General features: G+C 70.6%; 15 protein-coding genes. 3 read left to right on the top strand and 12 right to left on the bottom strand.

Translation table 11 applies throughout. From position 1 onward, the window contains the following. Nucleotide 1: 1 nt before the first annotated feature. A complete protein-coding gene (locus A3CE_RS0105080; RefSeq protein WP_020638984.1) occupies nucleotides 2-1,282 on the bottom strand; it encodes an aminotransferase family protein in 1,281 nt (426 codons plus the stop codon). 195 nt (nucleotides 1,283-1,477) lie between these two features. Here A3CE_RS0105080 and A3CE_RS0105075 point away from each other — a divergent pair, with 195 nt between their 5' ends. Both A3CE_RS0105075 and A3CE_RS0105065 read left to right on the top strand, forming a co-directional pair. Continuing rightward, the gene (locus tag A3CE_RS0105075) at nucleotides 1,478-2,917 is read left to right on the top strand and encodes an NAD-dependent succinate-semialdehyde dehydrogenase (protein ID WP_020638983.1); all 1,440 of its coding nucleotides are present in this window, start codon (nucleotides 1,478-1,480) and stop codon (nucleotides 2,915-2,917) included. Between the two features lie 117 nt (nucleotides 2,918-3,034). After that, a complete protein-coding gene (locus A3CE_RS0105065) occupies nucleotides 3,035-4,624 on the top strand; it encodes a PucR family transcriptional regulator (protein ID WP_020638981.1) in 1,590 nt (529 codons plus the stop codon). 21 nt (nucleotides 4,625-4,645) lie between these two features. On the opposite strand, the gene solA is transcribed toward A3CE_RS0105065, so the two are convergent. The 7 genes from solA to A3CE_RS0105030 all read right to left on the bottom strand — a co-directional run bounded on the left by solA (nucleotide 4,646) and on the right by A3CE_RS0105030 (nucleotide 11,876). Continuing rightward, nucleotides 4,646-5,788 carry an N-methyl-L-tryptophan oxidase gene (solA, locus tag A3CE_RS0105060; protein WP_020638980.1) on the bottom strand — a complete coding sequence of 381 codons (1,143 nt, stop codon included), beginning with the start codon at nucleotides 5,786-5,788 and terminating at the stop codon, nucleotides 4,646-4,648. Continuing rightward, nucleotides 5,788-6,555, bottom strand: coding sequence for an amino acid ABC transporter ATP-binding protein (locus A3CE_RS0105055; RefSeq protein WP_020638979.1), 768 nt, complete (start codon nucleotides 6,553-6,555; stop codon nucleotides 5,788-5,790). Before A3CE_RS0105055 ends, solA begins: the two co-directional genes overlap by 1 nt. Further along, on the bottom strand, nucleotides 6,552-7,403 hold the full coding sequence (locus A3CE_RS0105050; RefSeq protein WP_020638978.1) for an amino acid ABC transporter permease: 852 nt from the start codon (nucleotides 7,401-7,403) through the stop codon (nucleotides 6,552-6,554). The genes A3CE_RS0105055 and A3CE_RS0105050 overlap by 4 nt, the downstream gene beginning before the upstream one ends. 31 nt (nucleotides 7,404-7,434) lie before the next feature. After that, nucleotides 7,435-8,364 (bottom strand): ABC transporter substrate-binding protein, encoded by a 930-nt coding sequence (locus A3CE_RS0105045; protein WP_043790687.1) that lies wholly within the window; start codon nucleotides 8,362-8,364, stop codon nucleotides 7,435-7,437. A gap of 76 nt (nucleotides 8,365-8,440) precedes the next feature. After that, a complete protein-coding gene (locus tag A3CE_RS0105040) occupies nucleotides 8,441-9,922 on the bottom strand; it encodes an aldehyde dehydrogenase family protein (protein ID WP_020638976.1) in 1,482 nt (493 codons plus the stop codon). Next, entirely contained in the window at nucleotides 9,919-11,196 is a 1,278-nt protein-coding gene (locus A3CE_RS0105035; protein WP_020638975.1) for an NAD(P)/FAD-dependent oxidoreductase, read from the bottom strand. Before A3CE_RS0105035 ends, A3CE_RS0105040 begins: the two co-directional genes overlap by 4 nt. Before the next feature lie 5 nt (nucleotides 11,197-11,201). Then, on the bottom strand, nucleotides 11,202-11,876 hold the full coding sequence (locus tag A3CE_RS0105030; RefSeq protein ID WP_020638974.1) for a haloacid dehalogenase type II: 675 nt from the start codon (nucleotides 11,874-11,876) through the stop codon (nucleotides 11,202-11,204). Nucleotides 11,877-12,045: 169 nt separating this feature from the next. Between A3CE_RS0105030 and A3CE_RS59220 the strand changes: the two genes are divergently transcribed. Beyond that, the gene (locus A3CE_RS59220; protein WP_020638973.1) at nucleotides 12,046-12,723 is read left to right on the top strand and encodes a GntR family transcriptional regulator; all 678 of its coding nucleotides are present in this window, start codon (nucleotides 12,046-12,048) and stop codon (nucleotides 12,721-12,723) included. A gap of 17 nt (nucleotides 12,724-12,740) precedes the next feature. Here the strand turns inward: A3CE_RS59220 and A3CE_RS0105020 are convergent, their stop codons facing one another. The 4 genes from A3CE_RS0105020 to A3CE_RS0105005 all read right to left on the bottom strand — a co-directional run bounded on the left by A3CE_RS0105020 (nucleotide 12,741) and on the right by A3CE_RS0105005 (nucleotide 17,242). Continuing rightward, complete coding sequence (locus A3CE_RS0105020) at nucleotides 12,741-13,409, bottom strand: haloacid dehalogenase type II (protein WP_020638972.1); 669 nt, start codon at nucleotides 13,407-13,409, stop codon at nucleotides 12,741-12,743. A 37-nt stretch (nucleotides 13,410-13,446) separates the two neighbouring features. Then, a complete protein-coding gene (locus tag A3CE_RS0105015) occupies nucleotides 13,447-14,523 on the bottom strand; it encodes a phosphotransferase (RefSeq protein WP_020638971.1) in 1,077 nt (358 codons plus the stop codon). Between the two features lie 17 nt (nucleotides 14,524-14,540). Further along, on the bottom strand, nucleotides 14,541-15,890 hold the full coding sequence (locus A3CE_RS0105010; protein WP_020638970.1) for an aspartate aminotransferase family protein: 1,350 nt from the start codon (nucleotides 15,888-15,890) through the stop codon (nucleotides 14,541-14,543). Between the two features lie 188 nt (nucleotides 15,891-16,078). Then, nucleotides 16,079-17,242 (bottom strand): ROK family transcriptional regulator, encoded by a 1,164-nt coding sequence (locus tag A3CE_RS0105005; protein ID WP_020638969.1) that lies wholly within the window; start codon nucleotides 17,240-17,242, stop codon nucleotides 16,079-16,081. Between the last annotated feature and the right edge of the window lie 100 nt (nucleotides 17,243-17,342).

Raw genomic sequence — 17,342 nt, 5'->3', positions numbered from 1 at the left:
GCTAGCCGCGCCGGTCGCCCTGGTCGGTGACGACGGTGCCGATCGCCTTCACCAGCTGCCGCAGCTCGTCGTCGGTCGTGATGAACGGCGGGCTGATCTGCAGGGTGTTGCCGCGCAGGGGCCGCGTGACGAACCCGTGGTCCACGAGCTCGTCCGCCACGGCTTCGGCGCCGAGGTGGTCGTCGAGCGTGACTCCGCCGAGGAAGCCGGCGACGCGCGTGCCGGCGACGCCGGGCACCGTGCGCAGGACCTCGAGTTCCTGGGCCAGCAGGAACTCCAGCTCCACGACCCGCGGCAGCAGCTTCTCCTCCTCCAGCAGGGCGAGGTTGCGCAGGGCGACCGCGCAGGCCGTGGCGTGACCGGAGTAGGTGGAGCCGTAGCGGAACACCGGGGTGTCGGGTGAGTCGCGGTAGAAGGGCCGCCAGACGGCGGGAGCGATCAGCACACCGCCGAGCGGGGCGTACCCGGAGGTGACTCCCTTGGCGAACGTCAGCAGGTCCGGCGTCAGCCCGTAGCGCTCACTGGCGAACATCGTGCCGGTGCGGCCGAAGCCGGTGATGACCTCGTCGACGACGAACAGGATGTCGTTGTCGCGGCAGATCCGCTGCAGTCCTTCGAGGTAGCCCGGCGACGGCGGGTGCACCCCGCCGGTGCCCTGGACGGGTTCGGCGACCAGTGCCGCGATGTGCTCCGCGCCGATCTCGGCCACCGTGCGCTCGACCGCGGCGACGTCGTCGGCCGAGATCCGCGCGGTTTCGGGGACGAGCGACTCGCTGCCGTAGCCGGTGCGGTTGAACTCGAGGCCCGCGATGCTGGTGCCGTAGGCGTGCAGGCCGTGGTAGGCGAACTCCCGGCTCAGCACGATCGTCTTGGCCGGGCGTCCCGCGAGCTGCCAGTGCCGCCGGGCCAGCTTGCAGGCCACGTCGATCGCGTCGGAGCCGCCGCTGTTGAGGATCACCTTGACGTCGTCGACCGGGGACAGCGCGGCGAGCCGGTCGGCCAGCTCCACCGCGCGGTCGTTGAGGTAGCGGCCGAAGACGTGGTAGGTCTCGAGACGCCGCATCTGGGCATACGCCGCGTCGGCCAGTTCGGGACGGGCGTGGCCGACGTTGGCGTGCCACAGGCCCGCGGTGCCGTCGAACAGGGCGCGGCCGTCGGCGGTGTGCACGTAACTGCCCTCGGCCCGGGTGACGACGAGCTGACGGCCGAGGACCGACGGCAGGTGAGCCTGCGCGCTCCACAGCGCGGGTCCGTCGAGGACGCGGAACTCGTTCTCCGGCACGGTGTTCTCCAGGCGGCTCGGCGGGCGTGACCATCCACTGCGGACGGTTCCGACGCTACGCGACCGGGCGGGCCGGACGGCTTGACAAAACGTCAAGCGGACGGCCGCCGGAGCTGACACATCCGTCCTTGCCGGGCCCCGCCCCGGCGATCAGGCTCGGAAGGTCCCGACTTCCTCCGTCCACAGGAGAGCCCCATGATCGACCTGCCCGGCAAGCTCTTCATCGACGGAACGTGGCTGGACGCCGTGGACGGCACCACCATGCCGGTCGACGATCCGGCGACCGGCGAGGTGGTCGCCCACGTCGCCGACGCCGGCGCGAAGGACGCGCTGCTCGCCGAAGACGCGGCCGTGCGCGCGCAGGAATCCTGGGGGCGCACGGCTCCGCGCGAGCGCGGCGAGATCCTGCGGCGTGCGCACGAACTCATCGTCTCCCGCGCCGACGACCTCGCCCTGGTGATCACCACCGAAATGGGCAAGCCGCTCGCCGAGGCCAAGGCGGAAGTCGCCTACGCCGCCGAGTTCTTCCGCTGGTTCTCGGAAGAAGCCGTGCGCATCGGCGGCGGCTACGGCGTGCTCCCGGACGGGCGCAACCGGATGCTGCTCAGCCGCCGTCCGGTCGGGCCCTGCCTGCTGATCACGCCGTGGAACTTCCCGCTGGCCATGGGAACGCGCAAGATCGGCCCCGCGGTCGCCGCGGGCTGCACCATGGTGCTCAAGCCCGCGCCGCAGACCCCGCTGTCGAGCCTCGCGCTCGCCGGCATCCTGCGGGAGGCGGGCCTGCCCGACGGCGTGCTGAACGTCGTCACGACGTCCCGCGCCGCGGCGGTGGTCGAACCCCTGCTGCGCGGCGGGCGGATCCGGAAGCTGTCCTTCACCGGCTCCACCGCGGTCGGCAAGCTGCTGCTGGCCCAGTGCGCCGACCAGGTGGTGCGCACGTCGATGGAGCTCGGCGGCAACGCGCCGTTCGTCGTGTTCGAAGACGCGGACCTCGACGAGGCCGTCGAAGGCGCCCTGGCCGCCAAGATGCGCAACATGGGCGAGGCCTGCACCGCCGCCAACCGCTTCTTCGTCCACCGCGAAGTGGCGGACGCCTTCGCGACGCGGCTCGCCGGCCGGATGGGCGCGCTCGCCGTCGGACCGGGTACCCGGACCGGGGCGGACGTCGGGCCGCTGATCGACGAGGCCGGCCGCCGCAAGGTCGATTCGCTGGTGGCCGACGCCGTCCGGCGCGGGGCGCGGGTGCTCACCGGCGGGGTGAGCCCCGAGGGCCCGGGCTGGTTCTACCCGCCGACCGTGCTGTCCGGGGTGTCTCCGGAGAGTGATCTGATGGCGACCGAGATCTTCGGCCCGGTCGCGGCGATCCTCACGTTCGACGACGAAGACGAGGTCGTCAGGCGGGCCAACGACACGCCGTGGGGACTCGTCGCGTACGTCTTCACCCGGTCCCTGGACCGGGCACTGCGGGTGAGCGAGCGGCTGGAGACCGGGATGGTCGGCCTCAACACGGGCCTGGTCTCGAACCCGGCGGCACCCTTCGGCGGCGTCAAGCAGTCCGGGCTGGGCCGCGAAGGCGGCCGGATCGGCATCGACGAGTTCCTCGAGCACCAGTACGTGGCGGTGCCGGTGCGCTGAGCCCGATGCCATGAAGGGCACCCTCATGGACATAACAGCCATGAGGGTGCCCTTCATGGCGTTGCCGGTCAGCCTGTCGTGCTCCTCGTTGCGTCCCGCGCGGTGAGGGCGCAGGGTATGACGGTGAGTGATGGCGAAAGCGTGACGGTGGCCGAGGTCCTGGCCCTGCCCGTGCTGGCCAGGGGCCTGCCCAAGGTCGTCGCCTGTCACGACCGGCTGGACCGGCCGGTGCGCTGGGTCCACATCACCGAGTGGGCGAACCCCACGGCCGCCTTGGACGGCGGCGAGCTGGTGCTGACCACGGGCATCGGCTTCCCGGCGCGCCTCGACGACTACGCGGCCGAGATCGCGGAGGTCGGCGCGGCGGCCGTGGTGCTCGAACTCGGCCGCCGCTACCGGGAAGTCCCGCACGAACTCGTCGCCGGCTTCCGCACCCGGGGCGTGCCGCTGATCGTCCTGCGCCGCGAAGTCCGCTTCATCGACGTGACCCAGGAACTGCACGCCCTGATCGTGAGCAGCCAGGTCCGCACCCTGCGCGCCGCGCAGCGGGTCCACGACACGTTCACCGCCCTCTCGCAACGCGGCGCCGGTGCCGGCGAGGTCGTCCGGGCGGCGGTCACCATGACCGGGCACGCCGTCGTGCTGGAGAACCTCACGCACCAGGCACTCGTGTTCGCCACGGGGGAGCGGAGCCTCGAGGACGTGCTCGACCGGTGGGAGGCGCGCTCACGGGCCACGCCGTCCCCGGCGGACCGCACCGCTGTCCGCGGGGACGAGGGGTGGCTCGTCACGCGGGTGGAGTTCCGTGGCCGGCAGTGGGGCAGGCTGGTCATGCTGCCCACCGCGGAAGAGCCGTTCCGGGCCGAGCACGTCCTGGTCCTCGAACGCGCGGCGGGCGCGGTGACACTGGCCCGGCTGACGCAGGAGACGCGGTGGGAGGACCAGGCTCACCGGGACGCCCTGCTCGACGTGCTGGAACACCGGCAGCTGTCCTGGCAGGACACCCGCGTCCGGATCGCGGCGCTCGGCGTGCCGGCGCAGGGCCGCCTGTTCGTGGTGGTCCTCATCCGGCCGGTGGACCGGGCGATCCTGCTCGAGAAGCTGAGGGCCCGCTTCGAAGGCAGTGCGCTCGTCGGCGACCTGGGCGAACGCGGCGTCGGCGTGCTGCTGACGTTCCGCGAGCCCGGCGGCTGGCGGCCACTGGCCGAGGAGATCGCCGGGCTGGCCGGCGCCGCGGTCCACGTCGGTGCGGAGGTGGGTGAACTGTCCGATGTGGCCCGTTCCGCGGCCGAAGCGGACCAAGTCGCCGGAGCGGTACCGCCGCACCTGCCGCCGGCGGTGTACACCATCCGGGACGTCGGCCTGCCCGAGCTGCTCTACTCGCTGCGTGACGACCTCCGGGTGCAGGCCTACGCCGAGCGCCAGCTGGCGGCGTTGCTGAGCCACGACCACACCCACGGCACCGACCTGCTGGGCACGTTGCGCCACTACCTCGCGTCGGCGGGGAACAAGTCCACCACCGCGCGGCGCAGCCACCTGTCCCGCCAGGCGCTGTACCAGCGGTTGCGGCAGATCGAGCAGATCCTGGGCGGCGACCTCGAATCCGGCGACCTGCGGGCTCAGCTGCACGTGGCGGTGACGGCGCTGGACGCCCAGCGCGCCGGCCGGTCCGCCGGTCTGTCCGCCGGTCTGTCCACAGCGGACTGATCCGGTCCGGGCGCCGCCCCCTCAGCCGGCCCCGAAGCGGGCGGGGTCGAACTCCTTCGCCTCGGTCGCGGGCTCGCCGAACGCGATCGCGACCGCGGCTTCGGCGGACGCCGGGGCGATCTTGAAGCCCGTGCCGGAAAAACCGGTGGCGAAGACCGTGCGCGGCCGCCCCGGCAGGCAGCCCAGCAGCGGGGCGTGATCCGCGGTGAAGAGATCCGGGAACGCGTCGGCCCGCACGATGCTCGGGACCAGGCCGGGCAGGAACTCGCTCACCGTTTCGCGGGTCTCGGTGATCTCCTCCTCGGTGAGCTCGCGCCTGAGCCGGTCGGCGTGCTCGGCGGGCTGGGAGCGCCCGTCGAGGGTCGCTTTCACGGTCACCCCGTCGGTGCTCGGCGCGCCGTAGAGGGACCGGTCGCTTTCGATCCGGATGAAGATCGGGAACCGCTCCGGCGTGAACTCCTCCGGTCGCCGGGCGACGAACCAGGTGAGGTAGTTCCGGCGGGGGTGGACGGCGGCCGCGACCGGCGGCGGGAGCAGGTGCGACGACCAGCCGCCGGCGGCGACGATCACCCGCTCGAACCGCCAGCTGCGCGGCCCGGACCGGAGCACCACCGAGTCCGGTTCCTCGTGAATCTCGTCGACGGCCGTGTCTTCCAGCACTTCGGCGCCGGCTTCGCGGGCGGCCCGCGTCGCCGCGAGCACCGCGCGGTCGGTGCGCAGGAAGCCCGCCCGCGGGTCGAACAGCGCGCAGTCGTCCGGCCGGAGCCGGTGCTGCGGATAGCGGGCGGCGAGTTCGTCGTGGTCGAGGAACTCGAACGGCGTGCCGTCGGCCGTCGCGCTCGCGAGCAGCTGCGGCAGGTACTCCCCGTCCCGTGCGCCGATCGACAGACCGCCGCACCGGTTCAGGATCTCCTGCCCCGCCTCGGCTTCGAGTTCCGGCCACAGCAGGTTCGCCCGCTCCAGCAACGGGGCGTACCGGGGTCCGCCGCGGTAGGTCATCCGGAACAGCCTCGTGTCCCCGCCGACCGCGCTGCGGGTGTGGCCCGGGGTCCGCGCCTCGAACCCGACGACCTCGCCGGCCCCGGTGCCGGACCGGCGCGCGGCCTGCCACAGGGCCATGCTGCCCACGCTGCCGAGGCCGATGACCGCCAGTTCGCCGTCCATCACAGCACCCTTTCCAGGAACTCCCGCGTGCGCGGCTCGGCCGGGTTGGCGAGCACCTCACGGGCGTCCCCGCGCTCGACGGCGACGCCGTCGTCCATGAACAGGATGTCTTTGGCCACTTCGCGCGCGAACCCCATCTCGTGGGTGACGACGAGCATCGTCATCCCGAGGTCGGCGAGGTCGCGCATGACGGCGAGCACCTCGCCGACGCGTTCGGGGTCGAGCGCGCTCGTCGGCTCGTCGAACAGCATGATGCTCGGATCCATCGCGAGCGCGCGGGCGATGGCGACGCGCTGCTGCTGGCCGCCGGAGAGCTGCGCCGGGAACTTGTGCCCGCAGCCCGCGAGCCCGACCCGCGCCAGCAGCTCGGCGGCCTGTTCCCGGGCCGCCTTCCTGGCGACCTTCTTCACCAGCACCGGCCCGGACATCACGTTCGCTTCGGCCGTCATGTTCGGGAAGAGGTTGAACTGCTGGAACACCATGCCGATCCGGGTCCGCTGGTGCGCCAGCCGCTGCGGAGTGACCGCGTGGTAGGCGTTCTCGTGTTCGACGTGACCGAAGTCCTCGCCGTTGACCCGGAGCACGCCGCGGTCGATCGTCTCCAGCCCGTTGATGCAGCGCAGCAGGGTGGACTTCCCCGAGCCGCTGGGGCCGATGATGCAGGAGATCTCGCCGGCCGCGACGGTCAGGTCGATGTCCTTCAGGACCCGGTGGTGCCCGAAGCTCTTGCACAGCTTGCGTGCCACGATCGTGCCGTCGGCGCTCACAGCAGCGACTCCTTCACCTTGATCGCCGGGCGGGACGAGCGCGAGAACCGGCGTTCGATCATCGACTGCGGAACGCTGAGCGTGAGCGTCATGATCAGGTACCACAGGCTCGCCACGATGAGCAGCGGGATCGTCTCGTACGTCCGGGCGTAGATCGCCTGCGCGCTCTGCAGCAAGTCGGCGACGCCGAGGACGCTGACCAGCGAGGTTTCCTTGAGCATCCCGATCACCTGGTTGCCGGTCGCCGGGATGATCGCGGGCATGGTCTGGGGGATGATCACGCGCCGCAGCTTGGTGAACTCGCCCATGCCCAGCGACTCGGCCGCCTCGAATTGGCCGCGGGGCACCGCCGCGAAGCCGCCGCGGATGATCTCGGCCATGTAGGCGGCCTCGTTGAGCGTCAGCCCGATGATCGCCGCGGTGAGCGGGGTGATGAGCGCGTTCATGTCCAGGGCGTGGCCGCCGATGGACAGGTTCGGGTACAGCGCGGCCACGTTGAACCAGAACACCAGCTGCACCAGCACCGGGGTGCCCCGGAAGAACGTGATGTACAGCCGGGCCAGCCCCGAGATCGGCCGCTGCGACGACATCCGCATGACGGCGAGGACGAGACCGAGCACGGTCCCGAGGACCATGCTCACCGCGGTGAGCATGAGGGTGATGCCGACGCCGTCGAGGATGGAGGCGGCGGTGAAGTACCGCAGCACCACGTCCCAGTGGAAGTTGCCGTTGCTGACCAGGGCGTAGGCCAGCCCGGCGACGATCGCGACCGCCGCCACCCAGGCGACGTAGTCCCGCGGGCGCGGGGGCCTGATCCGTTTCTTTTCCTCGGGCGCGAGTACGGTCACCGGTCGCCTCCTCCTCGTCGTCGTCCCCGTGTCACTTCGGCTGCGGCTTGGAGCGGGCCGCCTTGGTGACGCCCAGGCCCTGGAAACCCCAGCGGGACAACGCTTCCTGGTACTTCGGGCTGTCGATGACGGACTGCAGCGCGGCCTGGACGGCGGGGGTCAGCGGCGAGTTCAGGTTCAGTGCGACGGCCACCGGCAACGGGTTCAGCACCGGCTGCAGGACGTCGAACGCGTTCGGCTGCTTGGCTTTCGCCCAGTTGAGCGAGGTCGCGTCGTAGAAGACGCCGTCGATGCGCCGGGAGGCGACCTGGGTCAGCGCGTCGCTGACGCTCGGCAGCGCGACCGACTTGATCGGGTCCTTCCCCTTGCTCACGCAGTTCTGCTGGTTCAGCTTCGGCAGCCACTTGAGCTCCTGGGTGCTGCCGGACTGCACGCCGAGAGTGGCGCCGCACAACGAGTCCATGGCCAGGTGCTTCGGGTTGCCGTAGGCCGTGGCCACCGTCGAGCCGTTCGAGAAGTAGTCGATCATGTCGAGCACCTTCAGCCGCTCGGCCGAGGTCCCCATCGTCGACACCGTGAGGTCGTAGCGGTTGCCCTGGAGGCCGGGGATGATGACGTCGAACTTGACGTTCTTGATCTCCAGCTTCAGGCCGAGCTTGGCCGCGACGAGCCGGGCGATGTCCGGGTTGAAGCCGATCGGTGTCTTGTTGTCCGAAGCCATGAAGGTGGTCGGGGGACTGGTCAGGTCCTCCGCGGTCACCAGGGTGCCCTTGGCCTTCACCGCGGCCGGCAGCAGCGCGACCGCCGCCGGGTCCGGCTGGACGCCGGCCGAGATGTCGTCGGTGTGCTCGGCGGTGGCGCCCCCACCGCCACCCGCCGGGGCGGCGCCCTCGGTCGTGCACGCTGTCAAAGTCACAGCCGCGGTGAGGACCACCGCGCTCATAGCCGCCTTGACCCGCATTGGATTCTCCTTCGACGGGGGCTGCCCGTGCGGCGGTCACACCGCTGACGAGCAGAACATGCCCGATGCCTGTTGTCTACTTGGTGCGATTCACTGTGGACTGACGCTGCGGGTCCCCGGCGATGATCGTGCACTTCGGCTCGCTCATCGCTTCCACCGCGAACCGGATGCCTTCGCGCCCGATCCCCGAACTCTTGAATCCCCCGAACGGCATCGAATCGATCCGCACGTCGCTGGTGCCGTTGACGACCACGGCGCCGGCGTGGAGCCGGTCCGCGATGGACAGAGCGTCGTCGAGCACGCCGGTGAAGACACCGGCCTGCAGGGCGTGCTCCGAGCTGTTCGCCGCCGCGATCGCCGCGTCGGCGGAGCCGACCGGGATGACGGTCACCACCGGGCCGAACACCTCGCGCACCAGGACGTCGGCGTCCGCGGGCACGTCGGTGAGGACGGTCGGGTGGTAGTAGGCGCCGCCGCGGTGGGCGCCGGTGTGCGCGCGGGCGCCCCCGGCCAAAGCCGCGTCGACCCAGGCCTCGACGCGGGCGGCCTCGGCCTCGCTGATCATCGGGCCGACGTCGGTGGTGCGGTCGGTCTTGGGGCCGACCTTCAGCGCGCGGGTGCCGGCCGTGATCCGGGTCAGCAGTTCTTCGTGGATCGCCGCGTCGGCGTAGACGCGCTGGACGGACAGGCAGTTCTGCCCCGCGCACCCGAACGCGCCGCGCACGATCGCGTCGGCGGCCTTCTCGAGGTCCGCGTCACCGCACACGATCACCGGGTTGTTCCCGCCGAGCTCCATCAGGAGCTTCTTCGGCCCGGCCGCCGCCGCGATCCGTGCCGCCGTGGCCGGGCCGCCGGTGAACGAGACGACGTCGACGCCCGGGTGCGTCACCAGCGCGTGCCCGGTTTCCCCGTCGCCGCACACGACCGAGATCCGGGCCGCCGGGACCCCGGCCCGCAGCAGGATGGCCGCCAGGGCCAGCGCCGAATGCGGAGTCGTGTCGGCGGGTTTCACCACGACGCCGTTGCCCGCGATCAGTGCCGGGCCGACCTTGTGGGCGACCAGGTTGAGCGGGTCGTTGAACGGGGTGATCGCCGCGACGACCCCGATCGGCGCGCGGACGAACCAGCCGCGCTTGCCCGCGCCGCGGTCGCTGTCGTCGAACTCGAGCACCTCGCCGCGCAGGACCGGGCCCGCCGCCGCGGACAGGCGCAGCGTCTCGGCGCAGCGCCGCACCTCCTGCTCGGCCTCGGCGATCGTCTTGCTGCCCTCGGCGCTGATGATCCCGGCCAGCCAGGCGGCCTCGTCCCGGACCAGCCGGGCGGCCTCCTCGAGGGCCTCGCGCCGCTGCCAGAGCGGCCACGGCTCGGCGACCGCTCGGGCCGCCGCCCGGACGGCGACATCGACGTCGGCCGCGTCGTTGCGCGCGACCCACCCGACGGGTGTGCCGTCGTGGGGGTCGGCCACCCCGGACGTGAGCCCGCCGGTCTGCCACTCGCCGGCGACCAGGGCGCCGCCGGGCAGGCCGAACGACGCCGTCACCGGAGCCGTGGTGGTCATGAGATCGCGTCCAGCACCCGCGCCCCGCCGCCGATCAGCGGGAGGAACCACGGGCGGCCGAAGTGCCCCGGCACGGCGGGGAACTTGACGTCGCCCCAGATGTTGGCTTCGGCGTCCCCGGACATGAACCGCGCCATCTTCTGGCCCATGTAGGTGGCCATCTGCACGCCGTGGCCGCTGTAGCCGACGGAGTAGTGGACGCCGTCGCGCTCGCCCGCGTGCACGAGCTGGTCCATCGACAGGTCGACCAGGCCGCCCCAGGTGTAGTCGATCCGGGTGCCCGCCAGGTACGGGAACAGCTCGGTCATCGCCCTGACGAGGATCTGCCCGCTCCGGACGTCGGAGTCCGGGCTGGACATCGCGAACCGGGCGCGGCCGCCGAAGAGCAGCCGGTTGTCGGGGGTGATCCGGAAGTAGTAGACGAGGTTCTTGCTGTCCGACGCCTGCCGCCGGTGCGGCAGGATCCGGTCCACGACGTCCTGGGCCAGGGGCTCGGTCACGATGATGAAGCTGCCGACCGGGATCACCCGCCGCCGCAGCCACGGCGTCACCTTCCCGGTGTAGCCGCTGGTGGCGATCAGCACCTGGTCCGCGTGCAGCCGCCCGCGGGTGGTCTGCAGGGTGTGCCCGCCGCGCGGATTGCGGTCCAGCGCGGTCACTTCGGCGTTCTCGCAGATCGTCGCGCCGAGGTCACCGGCCGCCTTCGCCAGGCCGTGCACGAACTTGCCGACGTGCAGCCCCGCGCCGTACGGGTCCACCGTGGCGCCGTAGTAGAAGTCGGAACCGATTTCGGAGTGGATGTCCTTCTTCGGGACCGTAATGACCTCGTGGTCGGCGAGCTCTTCCAGCGCCTTGCGGGTCTTGACCATCGCCTCGAAGTGCGACGGCCGGTGGGCGAGGGTCAGCTTGCCCGAGCGCTCGAAGTCGCAGTCGATCCCGTGCTCGGCGACGAGCTTCTCGATGCTGTCGATCGCGTCGTTGTAGGTCCGGAACATCGCGACCGCGCGGTCGGCGCCGTAGCGTTTCACCGCGGTGCCGAAGCCGATCGCCAGGCCGGTGGTGGCCATGCCGCCGTTGCGGCCCGACGCTCCCCAGCCGATCGTGTGCTGTTCGAGGACCGCGACGGACGCGCCGAGCTTGCGCAGTTCGACGGCCGCGGAGGTCCCGGTGAGCCCGCCGCCGACGACCGCGACGTCGACCCGCTCGGGGACCGGCGTCCGCCGGTGGTCCCCGGCGGGGGTGGCGGTGTCCTGCCAGTAGGAAGTCAGTTTCATCGCCCTCAGAGCCCCAGCAGGCCGTTCAGCTCGTCGAGTGAATCGACCTTGGTGTAGCCGTAGACCGGGGCCGGCGGGTCGTAGCCGCGGTCGAGCAGGACGGTGTTCGTGAAACCCAGGTCGTGGCAGGGCATCAGGTCGTACCGGGTGTGCGAAGAGACGTGGAGGAACTGCTCCGGCGGGGTGTTCAGCTGGTCGAGCATGTACTCGAACGCGGCGTAGCGGGGCTTGTAGAAGCCGGCCTGCTCGGCGGTGTACACGGCGTGGAAGTCGGCTCCGAGCTTGGGCACGCTGACATCGAGGTAGCGGGTGTTGGCGTTGGAGAGGATCACCAGCGGGTAGTGCTCACCCAGCTTCTTCAGCGGGCTGGGGATGTCCGCGTGCGGGCCCCAGGACAGCACGGCGTCGGAGAAGCGCTCACCGGCGTCTTCGGCCACGGCGAGGCCCCACTTCGCGCAGGTCCGGGCGTAGGCGTCGTGGAGAACCTGCTGGTAGTCGTAGTACTCCCCGCAGACCTGGTCGTACCGGTACCCGCGGAAGTCGATCACGAACCGGTCGAACTGCTCCGGGGTGAGCAGGTCGCCGACGAGCTCGCGGGTGACCGGGGTGATCTGGAAGTCGATGAGCGTGCCGTAGCAGTCGAACGAGACGTACTTCGGCCGGAAGGCTGAGTCGATCACAGGGTGCCCTTTCCAGGTGAAGCGGAGGTGTCCGGCAGGGAAGGACCGTAAGCCGGGTCACTGTAAACTGTCAACAGTTTGCTGTGAACGCTGCGTTTCGGCTCGTGTTATCGTCAACAGTCTTCAGTGAACGAACGACCACAGTGGGTCTCACACCAGGGGGAACCGGATGAAGAACCTGAACCTGCAGGCCATCGACTACCAGTCGGTGTCCGGCACGATCGCCGCCCAGATCAGGAACAACATCCTCGGCGGCACCCTGCAGCCCTCGCAGGCGCTGTCGGAGTCCGAGATCGCCAAGCAGCTGGGCGTGTCACGGGGTCCGGTGCGCGAGGCGCTGCAGCGGCTGGTGCAGGAAGGACTGCTGGTTCGCATCCCCAACCGGGGCGTCTTCGTCACCGACATCACGCCCGAGGACATCGCCGAGATCTACGAGGCCCGCCAGACGCTGGAAGCCCGCTGCGGCGCGAAGGTGCTGTCCGCGGACGACGGCGTCCTCGAGCGAACCGTGGGCGAACTGCAGGCGATCGTCGACGAGATCGGCCCGGCGGAGCGGTCGGGCCGGTGGCGTGAAGTCGTCGAGCTGGACCTGCGTTTTCACAGCTCACTGGTGGCCGCCTCCGGCAACTCGCGGATCCAGCGCGCCTACTCCACGCTGATCGCCGAGTCGTCGCTGTCGATCAACCGGCTCGAACGCTGGTACCCCTCCGAAGACTCGCTTTTCCAGGAACACCAGGCCATCGTCGACGCGCTCGCCGCCCGGGACGAGGCGGCGTTCACCCGCGCCCTCGACCTCCACTACCTGCAGACGCTCACGGAGAAGACCGCGCACAGCACGCGGTCGTGACTCCGGATCGGCCCGGTTCAGATGCCGAGCAGCGGGGGAACCTGGGAGAGCAGGTTGACTTCGTAGTAGCCGTAGCCGGGGGTGCTGGGCTCGAAACCGCGGTTGACGTGGACCTTGTTCGTGACGCCCAGGTCGTTGGCGGCCATGAGGTCGTAGCGCGGGCTGGCGGAGACGTGCAGGATGTCCTTCGGTCCGCAGCCGAGCCGGCTCAGCATGTACTCGAAGGCCTGGTACCGCGGTTTGTAGGCCTGGGCCTGCTCGGCGGTGTAGACCGCGTGGAACGGGGCCCCGAGCTTCTCCACGTTGCTCATGACCTGGTCGTCGGCTGCGTTGCTCAGGATGACCAGGGGGTAGCGGGAGGCCAGCGTCCGCAGCGCTTCGGGCACCTCGGGGTAGGGGCCCCAGGTGGGGATCGCGTCCACGATGGCCTGGCTGTCAGCCTTCCGGTACGGCAGGTCGAAGCGTTCCAGGGTCTTGCGCAGCGAGTCGTGGATGATGTCCGGAAAGGGCTTCCAGGGGTTCAGCACCTCGTCGAGACGCTGCCATTTGAAGCTGTGGAGGACTTCGTCCATCCGGTCGCCGGGGACGATGTCGGCCAGCAGCTTGCGGGTCAGGTCCGTGAGGTGCCACCGGATCAGCGTCCCGTGCATGTCGAACGTGATGTACTTGGGCTCGAACTCGATCATGGCTGTTTTCCTTTCATGGGGTGGAACCGGAGCTTGGTCATGACGGCCTTGCCGCCAGGTGCGCGACGACTTCGCCGAGCGGCACGGCCAGCGCACGCTCCACGTTGAGCCAGTCGTTCTCGGCGTGGCTGAGGAGGTAGTCGCGCCGTTCCGGGACACGCCGCGCACGCCAGTCGGTCAGCAGCGCGCGCAGGGTGAGCCGGGCCAGTGCGGCGACCGGGAGCAGAGGCAGTTCGCCGTCCTTGATCGGCCGCACCTTGTCGTAGCCGGCGGCGAAGGCGCAGGCCTCCCGCCAGGGGCTGCCCGGCGTCCGGCCGAGCAGGTTCGCCAGCGCCACGGCGGGATCGAAGATCACCGCGGTGCGCAGGGTGTCACCGAAGTCGATGACACCCGTCACGAAGTCGTCGTGCCGCCGGTCCACGACGATGTTGTGCGGGCTGAAGTCACCGTGGATCACCTGGGTCTCCAGGTGGTCGAGGTCCGGGACGACAGCTGCCTCGAAGAGCGCGAAGACCTCTCGCGCCAGCCGGCGGTGCCCGGAGTCCGGCGTGTGCTCGGCGAGTCCGGTCAGCCGGTGGAAATGGCGGATGTCCCACACCAGACCGCGCCGGTCCGCGGGGTGGCTGAACGCCGCGAGCGCGAGGTCGACGTGGCCCAGCAGCTCGCCCGCGCGGGCGAGCTGACCGGGTTCCGCGTGCGTTTGCGCCAGGACCTCGCCGTCGACGAAGCCGAGTACCCGGAGAACGCGGGTCTTGCCGTCGCCTGCCGCGAGAACCACGTTGTCGTTCCCGTCGACTGTCAGCTTCACCCGTTGGACCGGAAGCTCCGGGGCAGTGTCCTCGAGAAAGCGCATCACGGCGGTCTGGAGTGCGACCGCGGCCTCCGGCTCGTCCGGCGGGGAGACCTTCACGAGGTAGTTCCCCGAGCCGGTCCTGAGCCGGAAGGTGTCGTCCTTCTCCGTCGCCAGCCGCTCGAGGTTGCCGCTGACGTGGTAGTGCTTCGCGACGAGGGTGCTCACGAGCGCCATGTCCACGGGCTCGTGCGGCGATGCCAGGCCGCTCTCCTCGAGGAGCCGCTGAGCGAAGTTCGCATCCGGTGCGGTGGTCACGATCATTTCCTCCGGACGGGCCGTTACAGGCGGACCTTGGCGACCTCGGCGAAGGTCTCCAGGAACCGGGTCACGTCCGCGGCGGTGAAAGCCAGGGGAGGACGGATCTTCAGGACGTTGGCGGCCTTGCCCGTGCCGCTGATGAGGACCCGGCGATCGCGCAGGTCGTTGATCACGTCCTCGGCACGCGCGCGGTCGGGCTCGCTCGTCTGCCGGTCCCCGACGATCTCCACGCCGACGTACAGGCCGCTGCCGCGGACCTCGGCGACGTGAGCGGAGTCCCCGGTGATCTCTTCGAGCCCTTTCCGGAGAGCGGTGCCGTTCTCGAGGACGCGCTGCCGGACGTTCTCCTCCTCGAAGACGTCCAGCACCGCGGCACCGGCGGCCACCGGGATCGAGCTGCCGCCGAAGGTGTTGAAGTAGCGGACGCTCCGGCCGAATTCGTCGGAGACCTCGGGCCGGAACACGACGCCGGAGATCGGCATCCCGTTGCCCATCGGCTTACCCATGGTGACGATGTCCGGGAGCACGCCGTGGCGGCTGAAGCCCCACATCGTCTCGCCGAGCCGGGCGAACCCCGCCTGCACCTCGTCCGCGATGTAGACACCGCCGGCCGCCCGGACCTCGTCCACGACGCCCGGGAGGTACCCGACCGGGTCGGTGAAGATCCCGTCACTGGAGTACGCGCCGTCGGTGACCAAAGCCGCGAGCCGGAACCCGTGCCGCTCGAGATCGTCGATCGCGCCGCGGACCTGACCGCGCATGTGCTCGGCGAGATCGACCCCGGGCGCGGCGAGCCGCGGGTCGGGCGGGTCGATGACGCGGACGTTCGGCCCCAGTGGCGAACCCGTACCCAGCGTGGGTGAGAAGCTCGCGACCTCGCTGGTGATGCCGTGGTAGGCCCACCGGGTCACGATGATTCCGGTACCGCCGGTGTGGAACTTCGCCACCCGTACCGCGAGGTCGTTCGCTTCCGAACCGCTGCAGGCGAGGCTCAGCCTGCTCAGTCCTTCGGGGAAGGTGGCGAGCAACCGCTCGGCGTAGGCGACCAGTGCCTCCTGGACGTAGCGCGTGTTGGTGTTGACCGTCGCCACCTGGCGGGAGACCGCTTGGGCCACGTGCGGGTGGGCGTGGCCGACGCAGGGGACGTTGTTGTACGCGTCCAGGTAGTCGTTGCCGTCGCGGTCGACCAGGTGGGCCCCGTGCCCGGAGACGAACTCGACCGGCTCCCGGTAGATGAGCGTGTAGCCGGGACCGAGCACCTCGTCGCGACGGCGGATGGTCTCCCGGAGGGTTTCCGGGAGCTCGCTCAGCATCCCGGGGTCGAACCGGTTGGGGTAGTTGGCGATTGCCCGGCTCAACGTCGAAGTCATCGGCGGCCACCTTCGGTCTCGTTCGGTCGGTGCTCCTCGCTGGCACGACCGACCATACCATCATTTGTTCCAGTTTCAACCTGAAACTTGAATAGTTCGAGATCGAAGGTGCGCGACGCCGCGAGTCGGTCCATATCGGACACTTCGGCGGTAGCGCATCCAAGTGGACGAAACCGCCGGGCCGGCCTTCAGAAGGCCGGTGTGGACTGTTCCGTGCGCCGGCCGCGCGCCCCGAGTGCCGCGTCCCGCAGCCGCTCCTGGGTCAGTGCCAAGCAGGCGAACACCGCTCCGCGTGCCGTGGACAGGCCGACGACCTGCGTCACGACCTTGACCTCGGGCGCCGCCGGGAGGATCCGGCCGAGGCGGCTGCGCACCTCGGGAAGAACCTCCTCGACGAGGGGGCACAGCCGGCCCGCGAAGTAGACCGTTTCCGGGTCCAGTGTCACGGCGACCGCGCTCGTGGCGGTCACGATCGCCGTGGTGAAGGCGGCCACGACCTCGGCGTGCGCTTCGTCGTCCCGCCGGCCTCGCCAGAGGTCCTCGACGCGCTTCAGGCCGAGTCCCCGGCCGCGGGCGAACTTGAGGAGCCCTCGCGTGCTCATCAGGTCGTCAAGGGTCTCCTGGCCGGCTCCGGCGCAGAGGACGCCGATCCCGCCGAAAGCCGGCGTGCGCCCCCGGGCGAGTTCGTGTCCGGTGCAGCCGGCGAAGTTCAGCACGCTGCTGAGATTGAAGAGCGCGGCATTCCCGATGCTGGTGTCCTCGGCGAGGATGGCCAGCAGGGACGCGTTGGCGTCACTGTCGAGGAGTACCGGTGCGTCGACCAGGTCCGCGACGGCGCGGTGGAGGCCGGAACCCGTGAAGATCTTCATCGACCGCGCCGGACTGAAGATCTCCGTGCCGTCGCGGACCCGGCCGGGCACCGCGACGACGATCTGGCGCAGGGGACCCCGCCCGGCTCCGGCGGTCTCCTCGATCAGGCCGGCCAGCCACTCGGCGGCGTCGCCGGCGTCATCGTGGTTCGCGGTCGGGACGACCACGTGGTGTACCTCGCGGCCCCGCAGGTCGGTGACCAGGACGCAGGTGGTCAGCACGCCGAAACTGACCCCGGCCACGTGCCCGGCCGTGCCGGGCACGTCCAGGTAGGTCGACCGCCTGCCCCGGCCGGTGGCCGCGTCGACCCCGCCGTCGGCGACGAAACCGTCCGCGCGGAGCTCTTCGACCGCTCGCGACACCGTGGCCTTGCTCAGGCCGGTGAGTTCGATGACCTCGTTGCGCGTCAACGGTGCCCGGGAGAGGACCACCTCCAGAACCGAGGCCTTGTTGTGGTCGCGCGGTGTCGGGTTGCTCGTCACCTCATGGACCATAGCGACCCGGGCGAGCCGGGCGAGCGGAACCCAGCCAGTCGTCAACTGTTGACAGTTGACGACTCGCGACCGACACTCAGTGCTGAGC

Source organism: Amycolatopsis balhimycina FH 1894, assembly GCF_000384295.1.
Classification (GTDB): Bacteria; Actinomycetota; Actinomycetes; order Mycobacteriales; family Pseudonocardiaceae; genus Amycolatopsis; species Amycolatopsis balhimycina.
The sequence above is the reverse complement of the archived record's forward strand: the minus strand, read 5'-3'. Positions and strand labels throughout refer to the sequence as shown.

Excerpts from the sequence above, each read along its gene's own strand:
- A3CE_RS0105075 (WP_020638983.1), top strand. The coding sequence starts at position 1,478 with ATGATCGACCTGCCCGGCAAGCTCTTCATCGACGGAACGTGGCTGGAC.
- A3CE_RS0105065 (WP_020638981.1), top strand. The coding sequence starts at position 3,035 with ATGACGGTGAGTGATGGCGAAAGCGTGACGGTGGCCGAGGTCCTGGCC.
- solA (WP_020638980.1), bottom strand. The coding sequence starts at position 5,788 with ATGGACGGCGAACTGGCGGTCATCGGCCTCGGCAGCGTGGGCAGCATG.
- A3CE_RS0105045 (WP_043790687.1), bottom strand. The coding sequence starts at position 8,364 with ATGCGGGTCAAGGCGGCTATGAGCGCGGTGGTCCTCACCGCGGCTGTG.
- A3CE_RS0105040 (WP_020638976.1), bottom strand. The coding sequence starts at position 9,922 with ATGACCACCACGGCTCCGGTGACGGCGTCGTTCGGCCTGCCCGGCGGC.
- A3CE_RS0105035 (WP_020638975.1), bottom strand. The coding sequence starts at position 11,196 with ATGAAACTGACTTCCTACTGGCAGGACACCGCCACCCCCGCCGGGGAC.
- A3CE_RS59220 (WP_020638973.1), top strand. The coding sequence starts at position 12,046 with ATGAAGAACCTGAACCTGCAGGCCATCGACTACCAGTCGGTGTCCGGC.
- A3CE_RS0105020 (WP_020638972.1), bottom strand. The coding sequence starts at position 13,409 with ATGATCGAGTTCGAGCCCAAGTACATCACGTTCGACATGCACGGGACG.
- A3CE_RS0105015 (WP_020638971.1), bottom strand. The coding sequence starts at position 14,523 with ATGATCGTGACCACCGCACCGGATGCGAACTTCGCTCAGCGGCTCCTC.
- A3CE_RS0105010 (WP_020638970.1), bottom strand. The coding sequence starts at position 15,890 with ATGACTTCGACGTTGAGCCGGGCAATCGCCAACTACCCCAACCGGTTC.